Source organism: Providencia sp. PROV200 (assembly GCF_049901995.1).
In the GTDB taxonomy this organism is placed as follows: domain Bacteria; phylum Pseudomonadota; class Gammaproteobacteria; order Enterobacterales; family Enterobacteriaceae; genus Providencia; species Providencia rettgeri_E.
In genome coordinates this window covers 809,558-829,134 of record NZ_CP096307.1, presented here as the reverse complement: position 1 = coordinate 829,134, position 19,577 = coordinate 809,558, and the positions used below count along the sequence as shown (strand labels likewise).

General features: G+C 38.9%; 14 protein-coding genes. 7 read left to right on the top strand and 7 right to left on the bottom strand.

The features are described from left to right. The 3 genes from M1E86_RS03520 to M1E86_RS03510 all read left to right on the top strand — a co-directional run bounded on the left by M1E86_RS03520 (nucleotide 1) and on the right by M1E86_RS03510 (nucleotide 5,481). Nucleotides 1-3,684, top strand: a complete 3,684-nt coding sequence (locus tag M1E86_RS03520) for an AAA family ATPase (protein WP_213912950.1) — start codon at nucleotides 1-3, stop codon at nucleotides 3,682-3,684. Nucleotides 3,685-4,154: 470 nt separating this feature from the next. Then, nucleotides 4,155-4,754, top strand: a complete 600-nt coding sequence (locus tag M1E86_RS03515; protein WP_125891942.1) for a nitroreductase family protein — start codon at nucleotides 4,155-4,157, stop codon at nucleotides 4,752-4,754. Nucleotides 4,755-5,181: 427 nt separating this feature from the next. After that, nucleotides 5,182-5,481: a type 1 fimbrial protein gene (locus tag M1E86_RS03510; protein WP_125891941.1), complete on the top strand. Its 300-nt coding sequence runs from the start codon at nucleotides 5,182-5,184 to the stop codon at nucleotides 5,479-5,481. A 166-nt stretch (nucleotides 5,482-5,647) separates the two neighbouring features. Here M1E86_RS03510 and M1E86_RS03505 read toward each other — a convergent pair whose 3' ends face one another. Next, nucleotides 5,648-7,597, bottom strand: coding sequence for a bifunctional 2',3'-cyclic-nucleotide 2'-phosphodiesterase/3'-nucleotidase (locus tag M1E86_RS03505; RefSeq protein WP_125891940.1), 1,950 nt, complete (start codon nucleotides 7,595-7,597; stop codon nucleotides 5,648-5,650). 759 nt (nucleotides 7,598-8,356) lie between these two features. Beyond that, complete coding sequence (mak, locus tag M1E86_RS03500) at nucleotides 8,357-9,262, bottom strand: fructokinase (RefSeq protein WP_213912951.1); 906 nt, start codon at nucleotides 9,260-9,262, stop codon at nucleotides 8,357-8,359. A gap of 203 nt (nucleotides 9,263-9,465) precedes the next feature. On the opposite strand from mak, the gene rdgC reads away from it, so the two are divergent. Both rdgC and M1E86_RS03490 read left to right on the top strand, forming a co-directional pair. Then, nucleotides 9,466-10,371, top strand: coding sequence for a recombination-associated protein RdgC (rdgC, locus tag M1E86_RS03495; RefSeq protein ID WP_213912952.1), 906 nt, complete (start codon nucleotides 9,466-9,468; stop codon nucleotides 10,369-10,371). A 233-nt stretch (nucleotides 10,372-10,604) separates the two neighbouring features. Then, nucleotides 10,605-11,120 (top strand): GNAT family N-acetyltransferase, encoded by a 516-nt coding sequence (locus M1E86_RS03490; RefSeq protein ID WP_125891937.1) that lies wholly within the window; start codon nucleotides 10,605-10,607, stop codon nucleotides 11,118-11,120. Between the two features lie 526 nt (nucleotides 11,121-11,646). Here M1E86_RS03490 and yedF read toward each other — a convergent pair. The 4 genes from yedF to exbB form a co-directional block, all read right to left on the bottom strand. After that, complete coding sequence (yedF, locus tag M1E86_RS03485; protein ID WP_004914660.1) at nucleotides 11,647-11,886, bottom strand: sulfurtransferase-like selenium metabolism protein YedF; 240 nt, start codon at nucleotides 11,884-11,886, stop codon at nucleotides 11,647-11,649. Beyond that, on the bottom strand, nucleotides 11,883-13,097 hold the full coding sequence (gene yedE, locus M1E86_RS03480; RefSeq protein ID WP_213912953.1) for a selenium metabolism membrane protein YedE/FdhT: 1,215 nt from the start codon (nucleotides 13,095-13,097) through the stop codon (nucleotides 11,883-11,885). Before yedE ends, yedF begins: the two co-directional genes overlap by 4 nt. Before the next feature lie 1,521 nt (nucleotides 13,098-14,618). Then, on the bottom strand, nucleotides 14,619-15,044 hold the full coding sequence (exbD, locus tag M1E86_RS03475; RefSeq protein WP_102138994.1) for a TonB system transport protein ExbD: 426 nt from the start codon (nucleotides 15,042-15,044) through the stop codon (nucleotides 14,619-14,621). Between the two features lie 5 nt (nucleotides 15,045-15,049). Continuing rightward, entirely contained in the window at nucleotides 15,050-15,994 is a 945-nt protein-coding gene (gene exbB, locus M1E86_RS03470; protein ID WP_125891935.1) for a tonB-system energizer ExbB, read from the bottom strand. 412 nt (nucleotides 15,995-16,406) lie between these two features. On the opposite strand from exbB, the gene metC reads away from it, so the two are divergent. After that, nucleotides 16,407-17,591, top strand: a complete 1,185-nt coding sequence (gene metC, locus M1E86_RS03465; protein WP_125891934.1) for a cystathionine beta-lyase — start codon at nucleotides 16,407-16,409, stop codon at nucleotides 17,589-17,591. A 157-nt stretch (nucleotides 17,592-17,748) separates the two neighbouring features. After that, nucleotides 17,749-18,426, top strand: a complete 678-nt coding sequence (locus M1E86_RS03460; protein WP_213912955.1) for a DedA family protein — start codon at nucleotides 17,749-17,751, stop codon at nucleotides 18,424-18,426. A 39-nt stretch (nucleotides 18,427-18,465) separates the two neighbouring features. On the opposite strand, the gene M1E86_RS03455 is transcribed toward M1E86_RS03460, so the two are convergent. Further along, nucleotides 18,466-19,491 (bottom strand): MerR family transcriptional regulator, encoded by a 1,026-nt coding sequence (locus M1E86_RS03455; protein WP_213912956.1) that lies wholly within the window; start codon nucleotides 19,489-19,491, stop codon nucleotides 18,466-18,468. Between the last annotated feature and the right edge of the window lie 86 nt (nucleotides 19,492-19,577).

Below are 19,577 nucleotides of genomic sequence, written 5' to 3'. Positions count from 1 at the left end.
ATGAAGATTTTAAGTTTACGTTTAAAAAATATTAACTCTCTTCGGGGTGAGTGGAAAATTGATTTCACTGAGGAGCCATTTGCGAGCAATGGCCTGTTTGCCATCACAGGAGCCACAGGTGCAGGAAAAACCACTTTATTGGATGCGATTTGCCTCGCGCTTTATCACCGAACACCGCGTTTAAAAACTATTTCTAATGCACAGAATGAACTGATGACTCGCCACACAGGGGAATGCCTTGCTGAGGTAGAGTTTGAAGTCAAAGGCAAAGCTTATCGTGCTTTTTGGAGCCAACGTCGAGCAGGAGGGAAACCTGATGGCAATTTACAACAGCCTAAGGCGGAGCTTGCAACGGTTACTGATGGAAAAATATTGGCCGTAAAAATCACAGAGATAAAAGAATTAATAGCGCAAATAACTGGGCTGGATTATGAGCGCTTCACTAAATCAATTTTACTCTCTCAAGGGGACTTCGCGGCTTTTTTAAATGCCACTGAAAAAGAACGTGCTGATTTACTTGAAGAAATAACAGGAACCGAAATTTATAGCCAAATATCAATTTATATTTTTAATCAACACAAGCAAGCCAAAATTGACTTAGATTTGCTAAAGGCAAAGGCACAAAGCATTAATTTACTCACTGAAGCAGAACACCAAGAGTTATTAGTACAGCAAAATCATTTACTTGAACAAGAGACTCAAACCAAGCAACAGCGGGCTCGCCACCAACAAGGCGTCAATTGGTGGCAACAATACCACCAGCTCACCCAACGCATGCAGTCACTTGATGATGAACTCAAAAAAAATGAGCTTGAGTTCCAAGCCGCACAGCCTCAGTTGAAAAGATTGGCTGATAGCGCCCCTGCCGAGTCGCTTCGCCCGTTATGGCAAGAAGTTGAGCGCCAACAGCAACAGCTCACTGAGTACACGAATAAACAGCAACAGTTGAAACTTAGCCTACAGACCCAGAAAGCTGAACGTGCCCCACTGCAAGAAAAGTTGTTGAAATCACAATCTGAGTATCAACAACACCTTGATTTTGCCAAGCAACAACATCAATTGATTGATGAAACTGTCAGGCCTCTGGATAACCAAATTACACAATTAAAGCAGCAACAAGCTGAAGTTACGCAGCAAATCGAACAACAACAAATCACGCTCCAGCAAAAGCAGCGCTTAGTTGATGAGACACAAAGTCAGATCCACACTGCGCACCTTGAGTTAAAGAAACTCCATTTATTCCTTGAAGAACACCCAAAAGACGCTGAGCTCAATGCGCACATCGGCAGCTGGCAACAACAAGGCCATTTTATATTCGAATTAGCTGACAAACTGGCGAGTTTGCATAAAAAACAACAAAGTACCTCAAATGAAGTTGCACAGTTACAGCGGCAACAGCAGCAAAAAGCGGAAACTTTAACCCAAAAACGTCTCGAGTTAGAACACAGCACTGTCACATTCAAAAAACTAGAAGAAAGCTACAAACAAAGCCAAGAAAAACATGACATTAACGCCATCAATCAACACATTGAACAGCTACAAGCACGCTTACAACATGCTAAATTATTGCCATTAATATTATCTCAATGCCTTAACGCACAAACGCAGAAACAAAAACAGACCCAGAAAAATGTTGAATTAGCACAAGATATCACCACCACGCAAAAAACGTTGGGCATTGCCCTAACGCGCATGAATGAATTGACGCCACTCATCAAACTAACCAATGACAAATTACAATTAGAACAAAAAATTGTTAGCCTAGAGCATGAACGTCAGCAACTCATAGCGGGTAACCCCTGCCCATTATGCGGAGCAACAGAGCACCCTGCCGTTAACGATTATCAATCAATTCACCTCAGTGAAACACAGCAACAACTTATTGAGCTTACAAATAAACTCGACCAATTAAAGCAACAACAAACTCAGTTAGAATCACAACTTCACACACAAAAACAACGCAAAAACGAAAATTTACAGCAACAGCAGCAAATCAATGAACAACTTGATACCTTTAACCAACAGTGGCAAAAAACATGTGAGCAAGCACTCACACCTGAATTAGCCCAAAATGAACCTGCCGTCACACTTTTCGTTAATCAATTAACGGAACAGTTAGCTACACAACAGAAAATAGTTGCTGATATGACAGTGCTAGAGCGCGAATATCAGCAAGCTAAATATCAACTACACGAGCAACAAGCAGGCTTTACCCAGTGGCAATCTGATTTGTCATTAATTGAAGAGCGTTTAAAAAACCAAACACAACAACTTGATGAGCTCCAAAAAGAATATAACCAATTCCAACAGCGTAAACAGATACAGTTAGATAAATGGCAATCCACTCTCACGCCATTTAACTTAAATGTACCAGATAAAGACAAGTTCGATGAATGGATTAGCGAGCTCACCCAACGCAGTGAGCACTTCAACAACCAAAAAGTGATGGCGCAGACACTTAGCCAACAAATTGAAGTCAATAAAGCCACATTAAAAGCTGAGTCAGAACAACTCAACATTCTCACTCAACAAATTGAGCAAGAAAGAAATCGCCTTAAGCAAATTGAGTTAGATTTAGAGCAAAGAATAGCGCGACGGAAAACACTGGTTTCTGGCTTAACTATCAACCAATTTATTCAGCAATTGAATGACAAACAAGCTATGCTTTTCCAAGCTCAAGAACAATTAAGCAAACAACTCAATGAGACTGATAAAACCATCGCATCAATGAATGGAAGTTATCAAGCGCTCATTGATGCCAGCGAAAAAACAAAACAGGCACAAACACAAGCGAATACCCTGTTTACTCAAGCGCTTACCGATAGCCCATTTCGTGACCAGCACGCTTTCCTTGAGGCATTGATAAACCATGAAGAAAAACAACAATTAGAAGCACTAAAGCAACGTATTAACCAAGCACGCATACAGTGTGAAACGCGTTATAAAGAGGGGGTACAGGCCATTGAAGTACTGAATCAACAACGTAATACTGATTTTGCGACACTGACTGAAGCGCAATTACAAACAATTGTTGCCCAACTCGATGAAGAAATTAAGCAAATAAATCAGAAACAAGGCCAGATAATTAACCAGCTCAATACAGATAAGCAACTTCGTCACCAGCAGCAGGGTTTACTGCAAGAAATAGAGAAAAGTCAGTTAAGTTACGATGATTGGAGCTATCTCAGCTTACTTATCGGTTCCGCTGAAGGAGATAAATTCCGCCGCTATGCACAAGGCTTAACTTTAGATTGCTTAGTTTCTCTAGCTAATCAACAACTTGAAAAACTTCATGGCCGATATTTATTGCAGCGTAACCACCAAGCAAACCTTGAATTACAAGTTATTGATGGCTGGCAGGCAGATAGTATTCGAGATATTAAAACGCTTTCAGGCGGGGAAAGCTTTTTAGTTAGTTTAGCGTTAGCCTTAGCCTTATCCGATATGGTAAGTCACCGTACACAATTGGAGTCACTCTTTTTAGATGAAGGGTTTGGTACTTTAGATGCAGAGACATTAGATATTGCCCTTGATGCATTAGAAAGTTTAAATGCTTCTGGCAAAACTATAGGTGTCATTAGCCATGTGGAAGCAATGAAAGAACGTATTCCTGTACAAATTGCTGTGAAAAAAGGCAATGGGCTTGGCTTTAGCGAACTTCCCGCACAATTTCGTATTATTTAACCCAATTTTGTGACTGTTCGGGGGGGAATGGTTCTCCCCCTATACTAACCACCAATTTAAAAGTCGCTAAGTTGTTTAGAAAACGAAATGCATCTGCTTCATTATTTCCTACATAGGTAGAGAATACTGAGCCCGTTCCAGCACACTCTTTTTGATAAAATTGATACGCTACCTAGGTGCTTTCATTCCCCTCTATTTTATCCTCAATTATTTTCTATACATATTATTATTTTGTGCTTATCAATGCCGTTTCCTGCCATAATTTCCTGCCTAAGATTAACTTAATATATTGTTTTAAAACAAATAAAACCAACCTGCCAACTTAGAGCAAAAATTTGAACCTTATCGTTAAATTTTTTTTCTATGATTTTTTATTCCCCACGTTATAGTAATAACCATTGAAACACACTACGGCTTCTAAGGTTTATTCAATAACATGCCGTGCGCTAATGAAAAGCTAGGAGACTAAAATGTCTAACGCATTTATCGAAATGATTAAAAATCGTCGTACTATCTATAACCTCGGCGATGCTTTGCCTGTATCAGAAGAACACGTCACGAAATTAATTAAAGAAGCAGTTAAACATTCACCATCATCATTTAACTCACAAACATCTCGTGTAGTGATTTTATTTGGTGCTGAACACCAAAAATTATGGAATATAACCAAAGAAGCACTGCGTAAAATCGTTCCTGAGCAAGCCTTCGCTTCAACAGAACAAAAAATTGATAGTTTTGCTGCTGGAGCCGGTTCTATTCTGTTTTTTGAAGACCAAGACATTGTTAAAGGTTTGCAAGAGCAATTCCCTTTATATGCAGATAATTTCCCAATTTGGTCTGAACAAGCCAGTGGTATTGCACAATTCGCAGTCTGGACTGCATTATCACAAGAAAATATCGGTGCATCCTTACAACACTACAATCCACTGATTGATAATGATGTACAAACAACATGGAATGTTCCGGCTAACTGGATATTACGCGCGCAAATGGTATTTGGTTCAATTAATGAGCCAGCAGGTGATAAAGACTTTATGGACGATGATGATCGTTTTAAAGTTTTCAAATAAATTGAAATACTAAAAATCCCAATAGTCCTTCCGTAATATATTACGGGAGGACTTTATTTATTTAACATTATTAAAAAACAGCTCAAGAACATCGTAGATGATAACCCAAAATGTAAAATAACAACTTATTCTAAATTAATATATATATTCAATGAAACATATTTACTGAAAATACCTTATCTAAACAAAAGAAACATTTACAATTCTTCTATTATTATTACATTCCTATTACCACCTGACCATTAATTGATCAGATAAAACCCAGTAAAAACATAAGTTGATATTTATCAATACATTAACCAACCACCCAACTAAACTCTAAGTATATTTTCATTTTTAGTTTTGCATTATAGATATTTGAACTACACTAAAAGTGAGAGCACAAAAATACGCTTCATCGTGTGAAGTGTTATTAAGGGGGTGGACTATGAAAGGTTTATCTTTACTAACATCCGTTGTTGCTATAATCATTTCAAGCGGTTCTTTCACCTATGCAAGTAATAACTCATCAGGAGGTACAATTTCATTTTCAGGCTATATCTATGAACCACAATGTTCTATCGAAGTTGAACATAAAGATCGGGTTAATATTACGTGTTACCGAAAAGGTAAAGATATTTCAACAACAGGTTCTTTAAAAAATGGTCAAAAGGTAGAATCTGAGTATGTAAAAGTTGAATATGATAAATATACGAAGTTACCTATGTTAAATGTCTTTTATGAGTAGATCCATAATGTTTACCTTAATCATAACTGCTCGGAATATTTAATGTAAAAATTGTCTTAATATTCCGAGCACTATTTCCCCCTCTAAAAAGTACCTATTAAACACATTATTTAGCCACTAAAAAGCCCACCCGTAGGTAGGCTTGAATGATATCAATATGTTTAGATTACTTCTCGGTTAAATCTATTTGATAAATAGCGAAACCAATTTCATCGGTACCGACTTGTTTCATCGGGTACTGTGCATTCTCTTTGATGAATTTTGCTGCTTTTTCACTTGGTGCAGTTTCAAAGCGAACATCTAGTTTTTTGTCTGTTTTAATTGGAGTGAATGACCAATTATTAGCTGCCTTGGTCGCAATTTGTCCTTTCTCTTTAGACTCTTTAGCAATGTAAGCCGCTAAAATAGAACGGTTTTCATCTGGAGATGCAAATGCGACATTATTATCACCTGTCCCAGCAAATTTACCGCCGTAGCCACGGTAGTTATTCGTTGCCACTAAGAAGGTTGCTTTTGGATCAATCGGCTTACCTTGGTAGGTTACGTTTTTGATTCGGTTAGCATCTTTGTTGATTGTTTGGCAATCAACATCGTATTTCGCAGGTTGAGTCAGGTCGATTTGGTAATTTACACCACTAATTGTATCGAAGTTATAAGTTCTGAAACCATTCCAATTCAATAAGCTTTGTGGTGCTGTTGATTGTGGATTGATTTGATTAAACATACCTGCTGAACATTCTAACCACTCAACAACATCGGCCCCTGTCGCTTTCACTACAACTAACGTATTTGGATATAAATATAAGTCAGCAGCATTACGGAAAGTTAAATCCCCTTTTTCAACTTCAATAAATTCAGTTGGTGAGTTTTTACGTCCGCCAGCTTTAAATGGTGCAGCGGCTGCAAGAACAGGTAAATCTGCCAGATCTGGGTCACCTTGAATGAAGTTTTTGGTGTAGTCGATTTGAGCATCATTCACGATCTGTACAGTTGGGTCACTTTGAACCAATGCTAAGAAGCTGTACATGTTTTCGGACGCTTTACCGATATGTTTTCCAACAAATTTGCGGGTATCTTGGTGTTCTTGTTCAATGATTTTCGCCAGTTCACCATCACGCTCAACCAAGGCTTTCTTATTTGGCTTATCGTAGACAGGGCGTGCGTGAGCGGTTGCATCAACCACTTTCCATGCACCATCATCATTATTGACGACTAAATCTACAACACCTAAATGGTCACCCCACTGGCCAGGCATGACAGCTGGAACACCATTAACGGTCCCTTTTGCAACATCAACGCCTTTGATATCGCTGAAATCTTTACTAGGGAACACACCGTGTGAGTGACCAAACATGATAGCGTCTATACCAGGGACTTCACTGAGGTAATAAACTGAGTTTTCAGCCATTGCTTTATATGGCTCTTGGGAAAAACCAGAGTGAGGGATCGCAACAACTAAATCCGCACCTTCTTTTTTCATTTGCGGTACAAATTTTTTCGCGGTTTCCGTAATATCGTTAACTAAGACTTTGCCTTCTAGATTTGGTTTATCCCAAATTAAGATTTGTGGTGGGACAAAACCGATGTAGCCAATTTTGATGGTATGTGTTTTGCCATCTCTATCTTTAACTGGTGTATCGACAATAATATATGGGTTAAAGTAGTTTTTACCTGTTTTCGCATCGATAATATTGGCATTAATATATGGGAATTTTGCGCCATCAATAGCTTTATGTAAGAATTCTAATCCAAAGTTAAACTCATGGTTACCGAAGTTACCTACGGTGTAACCCATAGTATTTAAAAGTTTATGTGCCGGGTGAGATTCACCGTCTTTTAAACCTTCACCGACTATGTAGTCTGCTAATGGGCTACCTTGGATTAAATCTCCGTTGTCCACTAATACTGAGTTTGTTGCTTCTTGTTTAGCGGCTTTAATTAATGTTGCAGTACGTACGTAACCAAATTGTTCTGTCGGCTTATCTCTATAATAGTCAAAGTCAACGAGGTTGCTGTGAACATCTGATGTTTCCATTACGCGTAAATCAACCGTTGCTGCGTTCGCATTAAATGCGACTAACATAGCAAGTGTTGAAAGTTTTAATACTTTATTCATGTAATCCCCTTAGTTGCCATTATTGAGAGAAAATAGCCCTCTCAAATTCGAGTGTCTACCCTGTAAAATTGAACAAATAAACAACAAAAATAGCATTAAAATTTTACACTATGTGCATGACGTCAATTTTTAATGATAATACACTGCAAACAGTAACCATTTTTTGTGACTAAATCACGGTTTTCATCTTTTTATTGGGCTTGATTTTTATATAGCTCACAAAAATGAATTAATGATGACAAATTCACCTTAATTAACTCAACTTATTCCATTGAGGAGTTGTGAATATTTTTCGTAGGAAAAAAAGAACTGTGATTTATATCACTGAGTATTAAAGAAACTTATTTAACTTAAATAAATGTGCTTTATTTAGCCAAGAAAGCACATTTATTTTTATTTATCCTTTTTATTCTATAAATCTATCCATCAAATTATTTTCAATTAATCTAAATTTAATTTAAGAAATAAAAGATGATTATTTAATCATTAGTTTTCTAAAGATTTTTCATTTGATTAGAAACCAAGTATTTTTTCTAAATAATTCGAGTTGTGGCAAGGCGGCAAAAGAGGGTATCTCGCGGAGCATACATAAATATGTGACCCGAGTAACCGAATGAAGCCAACACCGCTACCATCCCATTGGCTCTATTTTCTAACTAATTTACGCTGTCGCTAGGCGGCAAAAGAGGGTATCTCGGGGAGCATACACAAGTATGTGACCCGAGTAACCGAATGAAGCCAACACCGCGACAGCGTAAATTAGGACGAAAACAACCAAGCCGCACCGCGAACTCCACTCGAATCACCATGCACCGCTTTACGAATTGGTGTATCACACTCTCCACCAAATACCCATTGGCGGATCCTTTCAGGCAACGCCTCATATAAATAATCAACGTTACTCATTCCGCCCCCTAACACGATGACATCTGGATCTAGCATATTAATGGCTTGTCCGAGAGCTTTTGCGAGGCGATTAAGGTAATTTTCGAGTGCGATGGCAGCATGTTGATCCCCTCTTTGCGCCAATTCAACGATTTCCATTCCCGTTTTTTGACGTCCTGCCAGTTTCGCGTAATCCGCCATAAAACCTGTGCCTGAGACAAATAATTCAGTACACCCCGTCAGCCCGCAATAACAACTTTCTGCTGCTAGAAATTGTCTATCTTGCTCATCTTGCCATGGTAAAGGGTTATGTCCCCATTCCCCTGCAACACCATTTCCCCCCGAATGCACTTGCCCATTTATCGCAATCCCTGCACCACATCCAGTTCCAATAATCACGGCAAAAACGACTTTCTCTCCCGCTCCCGCACCATCAACCGCTTCAGAGACTGCGAGACAGTTCGCGTCATTCGCCATTTTTATTTTACGGTTTAATAAATGACTTAAATCGACATCGAACGGTTTACCATTAAGCCATGTGGAATTGGCGTTTTTAACTTTTCCTGTCACTGGAGACAAAGTTCCAGGGATCCCAACACCAACGCTACCTGATAATCCAGTCGCCGTTTCTGCATCTGCCACTAAACTTGCTATCGCGTTAAGTGTCGCATCATAATCACCACGAGGAGTTGGAATACGCTTACGAAACAAGACATTACCATTGTCATCCAATGCAATAACTTCAATTTTGGTTCCACCAAGGTCAATACCTATTCTCATTATGATGCTCTCTACTATTTAAAGTTTTTATGTCAGGGCTTCTATTACTATCATGGCTTGCTTTGAGGGACATTATCAATAGTTAACTAATGAAATGATAGCAGCCTTCAACTAGTGCGCATTTTTTTTCGCTTAATAACAGACAATTCGCTATCATAGCCCCCTGCTCTAACTGGCTATTTATCAACAAAGGTAGGTTTTTCATGTGGTTCAAGAATATATTGGTCTATCGCCTAAATCGGGATTTGGCACTCTCCGCAGATGATTTAGAGAAACAGCTTGCCGCCCTCGCCTATCACCCTTGTGGTAGCCAAGATATGATGCAAACTGGCTGGGTTTCTCCCATGAATGGTGGTGATGCATTGACGCATGCAGCGGGTAATCAAATCCTTATTTGTGCTAAAAAAGAAGAAAAAATGCTGCCATCTCCTGTAATTAAGCAAGAATTGCAGGATAAAATCGAAAAGTTGGAAGCTGACCAAGGCCGTAAGCTGAAGAAAACGGAAAAAGATTCACTAAAAGATGAAGTCGTTCACTCACTCCTTCCTCGTGCATTCAGTAAATTCAGTAAAACCTACATTTGGATTGATACAGTAAATCAATTAATTATTGTTGATGCCGCAAGTGCAAAACGCGCTGAAGATAATTTAGCCTTACTCCGCAAAAGCTTAGGTTCCCTACCTGTTGTCCCTCTAACGTTTAAAGATCCTATAGAGTTAACACTTACTGAATGGATCCGTTCAGGCTCATTACCACAAGGTTTTGCCGTCATGGATGAAGCGGAGCTAAAAGCTATCTTAGAAGAAGGTGGTATTATCCGCTGTAAGAAACAAGACCTCATTTCTGATGAAATAGCCACCCATATTGAAGCAGGTAAACTCGTTACCAAATTGGCCTTAGATTGGGAAGAACGAATCCAGTTCATGTTATCTGATGATGGTTCCCTGAAGCGCCTCAAATTTAGCGATACATTAAAAGATCAAAATGACGACATCGCTAAAGAAGACTACGCTCAAAAATTTGATGCTGATTACGTCTTAATGACAGGTGAGCTCAGTGCATTAATCGCTCGCTTGATTGATGTATTAGGTGGCGAAGCCGAACACTAAATTTCTTTTCATATTCTCTATAATTCTCACAATGGCAACTGACACTTAAGTAAGTTGCCATCACTTTTTAGACCCCGCTTACATAGCCACAATTAAGTCGTTGACTGGTCGTGAAATCTCTGGTTGATTTATATCCATATCGTAAATTTCTAATATTTAATGATGTTCAACAACAATAATAAAAATAGCCCATCACTGATGGTTATGGTCAATATTCTGTCGAAGGAAATGTTATGAAAGAGCTCATCGAACCTGAATTGGATGAAAATTCACAAGTTACCTTGCAAAAAATCACTGCCGATAATTTTTCTGAGATTTGCCTATTAAGCCATACACTGAGTGAAGCGCAACGTAATATGGTAGCTGATAACGCCTATTCCATGGTAGAGGCCCAATTTTCGGATTGCGCATGGTATCGAGGCATTTACGCGGATGATGTTCCTGTTGGTTTCATCATGCTGCATTCAGGGCTAGATGATGACGAATTAGAATATGATGGCATTATGCTTTGGCGTTTTATGATTGCTGAACCCTACCAAAAATTGGGGTTTGGCCGAGAAGCATTGGTCCAAGTCATTCAGTATTTAAAAAGAAAAGGTTATCCACGCCTTTATAACAGCTGTGGTGAAGGGGAAGAAAGTCCATTTGAGTTTTACAAAAAGCTGGGGTTTGTCCCAACAGGCGCTTATATGGATGATGAATGCGAACTGGTTCTAGATATTACTCATTGGCAAGAACAAGAAGAGTAAGCACACTATTGCCTCTACTCTCCGCATTCCGTTCCCTAACTTATAGGTCGCTTTAATATATGTAGGGTATCACCAAGATACCCTACATAATTTGGGTTGCAGCTAGGCGATAAGCGAACTCAGCCCTAACGGCATACAGTGTGACTAGGAGCCGTGAGTGCAGTCAACAACGCTGCAATATCAACTCATCTCGCCAATCAATGAGCCATAATATGGATTATTGTATCACCAAGATACCCTAAATAATTTGGGTTGCAGCTAGGCGACAAGCGAACCGAGCCCTAACGGCATACAGTGTGACTAGGAGCCGTGAGTGCAGTCAACAACGCTGCAATATCAACTCATCTCGCCAATCAATGAGCCATAATATGGATTATTGTATCACCAAGATACCCTAAATAATTTGGGTTGCAGCTAGGCGACAAGCGAACCGAGCCCTAGGAGCATACAAGAGTATGTGACTAGGGGCGGTGAGTGCAGTCAACAACGCTGCGGCGCAAAGTATAACGGGTATCTCGCGTATCCGTTATTTTTGGATAAGATAGCGAATAGTCGGCCCATCTTGCTGAATATCCAATACCGTATAACCATAATTTTTCGCATCTAGAGGAATGTTATTAATTGATTGCGGGCAATCGCTGACTACCTCTAAAATTTCGCCTTTTTTCAACGATGGCATCGCTTCGAGTGTCGCGACTGCGGGATATGGGCACGGCTCTCCAACCATATCTAAACGATAATCAGGGATAATGTCTTTCTTACTCATGCTACCTCCACGGATACATTAGATGTTTTTTGAGTACGTTTACGGAAGAAATGTTTTTCCCAAACCAACATCAACACGAATGCCACCGCTAATAATCCATAAGTGACCAGTAATCCACCCTCTGGCCCAAAGGTTTCAAGTAGATTAACTTTGTCGAAATCAGTCGCTAGCCAAGGGCCTAAATCATCCCAGTAATAAGCTAGCACCGTAGCGCCAATAATATTACCAAAACCGACCCACCAATAATGGACTTGGCCCTCTACCGCACGGTACATCCAGCCTGTTTCACAACCGCCCGCGAGCACAATACCGAAGCCAAACAGTAACCCACCAATGACCGCATTCGGCCCAGCCCATAAAATTTTTGGTATTGCACCTAGCTGGACATAACTGAAAATACCAATCGCACTGACTGCCATACCAGTAATAATCGCTTTCGCCATATGTGTGCGTCCGGTGATCCACAAGTCACGAAATGCAGAGGTAAAACAAATTTGTGCTCTTTCAATTAATAGCCCGAAGCCGATACCACATAAAATGGCGAAGCCCATCACAGGGGAATCTAATAAAGTATAAAAGCCCCAAGCCAGCGCTAATGTGAAAATCACCATTCCCAGTTTAAAGCGCCTTTTTGCCGCATCATGATTTTGGGTTAATGGTGATGCAGTGCTAACTTTTTTCAATTTTACGGGGATGCGAAACATTGGCATTAGTGTGAATTTCGCACCAAAATATGACCCTGCCGCAGTAGCAACAGCAAAATACCACGCGTGTAATGAGAATTGAGGGATCCCAGTAAAGAATGCGGCTAAATTACACCCCATTGCTAAACGAGCACCAAATCCAGCGATAATACCGCCCAAAATAGCTTGAAAAATTCTGATCCTATGCTGAGGCATTCGTAATTTAATATTATTGGCCCATAATGCCGCGGCAAAACAACCGGCAAACATGCCAATAATCATCACACCATCAATACGATCCAGTGGTGTACCTTCGAAACCAATAACTTTAAAATAGCCCCATGTCTCTGGTTCAGCGCCAAATAATTGCATGATGTGCCCGCCCCAACGCGTAAACTCACCCGTAACTGCCCAAAACGTGCCAGTCAAGCCAAAGTAATAGGTTGATAAGATACCTGCGGCAATAACTGCAGGTAATGGTTTCCAAAAACCGATGAGATAGCGAGATTTAAAATCAGACCAAGTCATTGTTACTTCCAATTCATTCACGCCAGACCTTGGCAGAGAAACTCGCCGTTGTATAATTATCGTTATAAGTATTTATATCGATCCCCACAGCGAAGTGGCAACATCATACTCCGATAATTTTTTTCGTGAAGTTATTTCATCATAAAACAAGAGGCAGATTGATCTTGAACACAACCAGATTTAAAGAGATAGATAGCAATAAAAAAAAGCGCTATCTCAATGATAGCGCTGGAAGTGTAGTCTTATTTTATCTATAGAAGAGTATAATATGAAATTGCCGTATTACGGCGACGCTTGCTATGCGTAGTCTGTAGTCAGCCCATTTGACTCCAGTAATAACACTTATCTCACAGTATAAATACGTTCACTAAGTTACCTGTTAAGTAATTATATCTATTTTTAATGTAAAGACCTAAATATCCGCTAACTTTGTATTATTCCCAAATTAGCATTGGCCTTATTGATTCCCTAGCTAAGTAAATTATAAAAATAGATAACTCAGTATAATAAAGTATTTAAAAGTGTTTCTAAATGTTATTGATTGCATTATAGCGCAACACTTTTGTTGCGCAAGTGTTTTTTTATTTTCGTATCCCGATACAGAAAAAACAATAAAAACCACTAAAATCAATTGGATAATGAAAAGCCTTGGAAAAGATAGCAAAATATTTAACCTATTATTAAGATATTACAAACTATTCACACTCTTTCTACAAAGTAATTTATTTCAATTTTTGAAAATAAATTTAACATTAATTAAATATACTAAGTAATTCCTAAAATATATTTCCTGAAATAATAAAAATATTGAGCATTAATAAAACTTACATATTATTTAATTATAATCATTAATAGTATTTACGTAGTCATGTTTTATTCATCTATAAACCCTACGTAAAAAAATCCAGATATATGATAAATAATCACTTTTTGACTAATGTTCCCATATAAAATAACCACTAAATTAATAAGGTATTATACCAAATAGATTAAAAATGATGTTTTACATAAGTCCTTATTATAAACATGGTTTATTTTTCATTAAGTATCCCATCGCATTACATCGTAATTGATAAAATCATTAGAATTTATATGCTATTTAACTCGTATTTTAGAACAAAAAAACCAATGTGATGAATTAATATAACTAATATATAGATAAATAAAAAGGTCATGTTACATAGAAGCAACTACGATAAAAAATGAAAAACATAGAATTATTGATTATAAAAATTAATATAATTCATCATTATTTAGAAGAAATACAAATAAAAATATCCGAAATAGTGTGAAAAAATGAATACAATAGCCAATTCGCACTATCAAACTACAAATAAAAAGCGTCAAATAAGAATAAAATTCTTTAAATGAAATTTAATTAGTTAAATAAACCCGATAAGCTATCTAAAAATAATGTCGAAGAGAGTGTAAAAAGCGACGAACTTAACTTGAAGGACTGTTAGATAATAAAAAACGCGTTTTACCCTTAATGATAAAACGCGTTTATAGAACTTAATCAGCTTATTTTGAGGATGTTGCTTCCATTCCCACTAAACCAATCTTCAAGTACCCTGATTGACGCAATGCATTCATTACATCCATCATCGTTTCATAGTCAACACTCTTATCCGCTTGGAAAAAGATTGTCGTTTCCTTATTAGAACTTGTTGCTTGGTCAAGAGTGGAAGCAAGCTGTTCTTTTGTCACAGCTTGGTCACCGATAAAAAGCTGGCTGTCCGATTTTACCGTTAAAAACACAGGTTTTTCTGGACGTGGCTGCGGCTTCGCTGTCGAGGCGGGTAAGTCGACTTTAATATCAACTGTTGCCAATGGTGCTGCAACCATAAAGATAATCAATAAAACCAACATAACATCAATAAAAGGTGTTACGTTAATTTCATGCATTTCACCGCTATCGTCTTGTTCGTCACCTAAACGCATTGCCATAATAATTACCTTGCTTTGCTATTTGCCAGATCAAGATCACGCCCCAGCAACAACGCAGACTGAGCAGCGACATCCCCTACTTGACCACGATAGTTGTTGATCATGCGAGCAAAAATATTATAAATCACAACCGCAGGGATAGCGGCAATAAGACCGATTGCTGTCGCTAATAACGCTTCTGCAATACCCGGCGCAACAACCGCAAGGTTAGTCGTTTGCGAGTGAGCAATCCCGATAAAGCTGTTCATGATCCCCCAGACCGTTCCAAATAAACCGACGAATGGAGAAATTGCACCAATAGTCGCCAAATAGCCATTACCACGGCCCATATAACGACTAATCGCAGCGACTGCCCTTTCTAGGCGGAATGATGTGCGCTCTTTTGTGCCTGATAAATCAGCGCTATTTGCTGATAACGCTCGCTCAGTAACGGCTTCGTTTAATAACATACGCGTAATGCTATTTGTTTTGAAACCTTCTGCGATACTGACGGCTTCATCAAGTGACTTCGCCTCAGAAATCGCTTTCGCTTCTACTTTTAAGCGACGGCGAGCAACTAAAATTTCCAAACCTTTTGAGAAAAATATTGCCCAAGTAATAACAGAAGCAATAACAAGCCCTATCATGACTGTTTTAACAATATTATCTGCACCTTGGTACATTCCCCAAACAGATAAATCTTGGTCAAAACCGCCCGTTGGTGCTTCTGTTGCAATTTCAATGTTTTCATTAACAACTGTTGTGTTCACGGCTTCGCCTTGTACAGGTTCCGCGGGTACTGATGAAACTTCAGCACTTGGTGTCGTAGTTGTTGGTGCAGCTGAATTTACTGCCGGTTGTGTTGATGGTGTATCTTGAGACGCAGCTGGTGTTGTTGCAGGTGTGGTTTCAGCGACTGCCGTACCCATTAAGCCGAACGCCAATAGAATAGAAGCTGTTAGTTTACGCATCAGTTGGCCTTTACTCTCTTTTTAGTGTTGTATAAAAAAATTCATATCGATGATTGTGCCATTCATCGACTAACCTTTAAAAGCGAAATTTGACTCGCGCTGTCCGTCTCTTTTCAAAAAGACGGTGCTGATGATATCAAACACAGCGCGAATTGATAGTAATTATCATTAGTATTCGCGATTTTTTTATGTTTTTTTGCGTTTAGACAAACATGACCTTCTCTACTATGCGGTTATTTTCCTTAATAATTCACGGTTCAATTAAATATTCATTCCCAATATTACAAATAAAATTTACCTACAGTTTGAAAGTTGAAGAATACTCAAGTTACATTTCTATCAGGATCATTTAACGTCTTAGTATAAATTACCTCTAAGTTTAACCAGTTCATATTCTGTGTAGGGAAAAATCATGGCAGACATAAAACCTGAAACACAATTAGTCCATATTGGGCGGAACCCCAAATACACACAAAAAGGGGTAAACCCTGTTATTCAGCGAGCCTCTTCTATTATTTTTGATACCCTTGAAGAAAAACGTCATGCAACTCGCCATCGTGCAAATAACGTACTATTTTATGGGCGTCGCGGTACACAAACACATTTCGCTTTTCAAGAAGCGATGACAGAATTAGAAGCAGGTGCTGGATGCGTCCTTTACCCATCAGGTGCTGCCGCAATTACCAATACCATTTTGTCGTTTATTTCTGCTGGCGAACATATCCTGGTGACTGGATCAGCTTATGATCCAACGCAAAATTTTTGCGACAACATCCTTACTAAGCTAAATGTCAAAACCACGTATTTTGATCCACTCATCGGAACGGATATTGCTGATTTAATTCAGCCCAATACGCGGATTGTATTTTTAGAGTCCCCCGGCTCTATCACCATGGAAGTTCATGATTTACCAGCAATAGTGAAAGCTATACGCGTCAAATCCCCTGAAATTGTGATTATGATTGATAACACTTGGGCAGCTGGCGTCTTACTTAAACCATTATTATTTGATGTGGATGTGTCGATCCAATCAGCAACTAAATATATCAATGGCCACTCCGACGGTATGCTTGGCCTTGCGGTGGCAAACCAACGCTGTATTGAAACATTACGTGAAAATTCATACCTCCTAGGCCAAACCGCGGATCCAGATACCGTTTATATGGCTAATCGAGGGCTCCACACATTAGCAACTCGACTAAAACAACATCAAATTAATAGTTTACAAGTTGCTAATTGGCTGCAACAACGCCCTGAAGTTGAACAAGTATTTCACCCTGCACTTGAGAATTCTCCAGGTCATGAATTCTTTATCCGTGATTTTACAGGTTCTAATGGGCTGTTCTCTTTCCAACTAAAATCACGCTTAACCACTGAGCAATTTACCGCTTTTCTTGATAATTTTAATCACTTTAAAATGGGTTATTCATGGGGTGGTTTTGAGTCGCTGATTTTGGGATACCAAAAAGAAGATTTACTCAATATGCGGCAGTATGATTTTTCACCAAAAGAAGGAACCTTCTTCCGCGTGCATATTGGTTTAGAGCACACTGATGATTTAATCCATGACTTACAATTAGCTTTCGAGCGAATTTAAATTAAAAATCAGTCTATTAATTGCAGGAGCAATGTTAAATGCTTCCTGCAATTACCCTACTAAATGATTAATTCTTCAAACAAATCAAACTTGGGCTCTTTTTTTCCTGTAATATAGGCAATAAGAAATTCGCTTTTACGCAAATACAGGAATAATTATGGAAGTCCTACGCGAAATCGTACTTGCACTTTGGAACCACGATTTCCTTAAACTCTCCAACCCTGAAGTGCTTTGGGTTATTTATACCGTACTTTTTGTTGTCATTGTCTTAGAAAATGGCGTTTTACCCGCTGCTTTCCTACCTGGTGATACCTTGCTGATCCTTTCAGGTGCATTGATTGCTAAAGGGGTCTTACACTTTATTCCGACTATATTGTTACTCACAGTCGCTGCAAGCTTAGGGTGTTGGATAGGTTTTCTACAAGGCCGATGGTTAAGTGAAACTCAGGTTGTGAAGCGCTGGTTAGCGCAAATCCCTGAGGAATATCACACCAAAGCAAACAATATGTTTAATAAGCAAGGTTTATACGCGCTACTTATAGGGCGCTTTCTTGCATTTGTCAGAACAATATTACCTTTGCTTGCTGGGTTATCTGAATTAAGTCACCGCCGTTTCCAGTTTTTTAACTGGTTAAGTGGTTTGTTATGGGTTGGTTTGATCGTCACCTTAGGGTATGCCCTAAACCAAATTCCTTTTGTGAAAGAACACGAGCAAATTGTGATTAGTGCGCTGATGATTATTCCAGTTATCTTACTGGTTAGTGGCCTAATCGGCTCAATTGTAATGTACTGGAAACACCGCAAAGCACTCTCGAGTAGCAAAGAAAAATCATAATATAACCGAGTAATGGCCGCGAGTTAGCGGCCATTTGGTTTATTCCGTCATCAAACTGCTAATAGCAGAAAATAAGTACTGACCAATTTCTGCAGTCATCCATGTCCCTTGAGAAATATTGGGATCTTCACGATAAATAGCCCGAATTCTCTCTTGTAGCTCAGGATCTCCCCCAGTAAACTGGTTGAACATCGTTAACCATGTTTGTGCTAATTGTTGCACTTCAGGTGAATCTGGGGATTTTTGGGCTTTTAATGCATTATATAAACCCGCAATTAACTCAGGCCACACCTGTCCTGATGCAAAATAATGTTGCTGAACAAAAGCAAATTGTTCCGCGGTTAAATGGGGTTTAAATAGTGATAATTGGTATTCACTAAAACCCTCTGCAACAAATTGGATCATTGCGACAGAAATGCCTGATGAATATGCTAACGTGTTATCCGATAAATGAATTTGATTCAAGCGCGCAAAGAAATCAGGGTTTCCTCCAGTATCTCTTTCTAACGCTGTCATCCATTCATGTGCAATTTGTTGCACCTCTGTAGATTGAGGTGTTGCACCTTGTTCCATCAGCTTACTTACCGTTGCTACGCGCTGTTGCCACTCTTGGTTTTTCAGCGTATGCGCCGTATATAATGGCAATTGTTCCAATTCTTGAGGGGTAAAATATTTATCAAACATCGACATCATCTCCAATACAGAAAACCAATCAGCCTGAGTTAAAGTATTCCCCGTTTGCATTTGCCTGTGTAATTGCTCTAATCGATTACGTAATGTCGCCATTTGCTCCATTTGTTCCGTTAATAATGCAATTCGCTCTTGCAGCAAACTCGTCATATTTCCACTCCGACCATCCAGTAATTCACCGATGTTTTTCAGTTTGACTCCAACTTGCCGTAACAATTGAATTTGCGTTAAACGCTCTATGCATTGCATGTTGTAAAGCCGATAACCTGCATCGGTTCTTGCAGTTGGTACCAATAAGCCAATTTCTTCATAATGATGAAGTGTACGGATGGTTAATCCTGTTTTTTCCGCGATCTCACCAACTTGAAATAGCATATGTTCCTCCTGTAATTGCGACTAAGGTTAGTGCCTCACGTTACGTGAGAGTCAATCACCACTTTGCACTTTTTATTAAAATTCCA

What these genes read in the sequence shown, in the direction of transcription:
- yedF (WP_004914660.1), bottom strand. Translation starts at nt 11,886, where the DNA reads ATGAGTAAGAAAGACATTATCCCTGATTATCGTTTAGATATGGTTGGA.
- M1E86_RS03455 (WP_213912956.1), bottom strand. Translation starts at nt 19,491, where the DNA reads ATGCTATTTCAAGTTGGTGAGATCGCGGAAAAAACAGGATTAACCATC.
- M1E86_RS03515 (WP_125891942.1), top strand. Translation starts at nt 4,155, where the DNA reads ATGTCTAACGCATTTATCGAAATGATTAAAAATCGTCGTACTATCTAT.
- exbD (WP_102138994.1), bottom strand. Translation starts at nt 15,044, where the DNA reads ATGGCAATGCGTTTAGGTGACGAACAAGACGATAGCGGTGAAATGCAT.
- yedE (WP_213912953.1), bottom strand. Translation starts at nt 13,097, where the DNA reads ATGACTTGGTCTGATTTTAAATCTCGCTATCTCATCGGTTTTTGGAAA.
- M1E86_RS03520 (WP_213912950.1), top strand. Translation starts at nt 1, where the DNA reads ATGAAGATTTTAAGTTTACGTTTAAAAAATATTAACTCTCTTCGGGGT.
- exbB (WP_125891935.1), bottom strand. Translation starts at nt 15,994, where the DNA reads ATGCGTAAACTAACAGCTTCTATTCTATTGGCGTTCGGCTTAATGGGT.
- M1E86_RS03460 (WP_213912955.1), top strand. Translation starts at nt 17,749, where the DNA reads ATGGAAGTCCTACGCGAAATCGTACTTGCACTTTGGAACCACGATTTC.
- rdgC (WP_213912952.1), top strand. Translation starts at nt 9,466, where the DNA reads ATGTGGTTCAAGAATATATTGGTCTATCGCCTAAATCGGGATTTGGCA.
- M1E86_RS03505 (WP_125891940.1), bottom strand. Translation starts at nt 7,597, where the DNA reads ATGAATAAAGTATTAAAACTTTCAACACTTGCTATGTTAGTCGCATTT.
- metC (WP_125891934.1), top strand. Translation starts at nt 16,407, where the DNA reads ATGGCAGACATAAAACCTGAAACACAATTAGTCCATATTGGGCGGAAC.
- M1E86_RS03490 (WP_125891937.1), top strand. Translation starts at nt 10,605, where the DNA reads ATGAAAGAGCTCATCGAACCTGAATTGGATGAAAATTCACAAGTTACC.
- mak (WP_213912951.1), bottom strand. Translation starts at nt 9,262, where the DNA reads ATGAGAATAGGTATTGACCTTGGTGGAACCAAAATTGAAGTTATTGCA.
- M1E86_RS03510 (WP_125891941.1), top strand. Translation starts at nt 5,182, where the DNA reads ATGAAAGGTTTATCTTTACTAACATCCGTTGTTGCTATAATCATTTCA.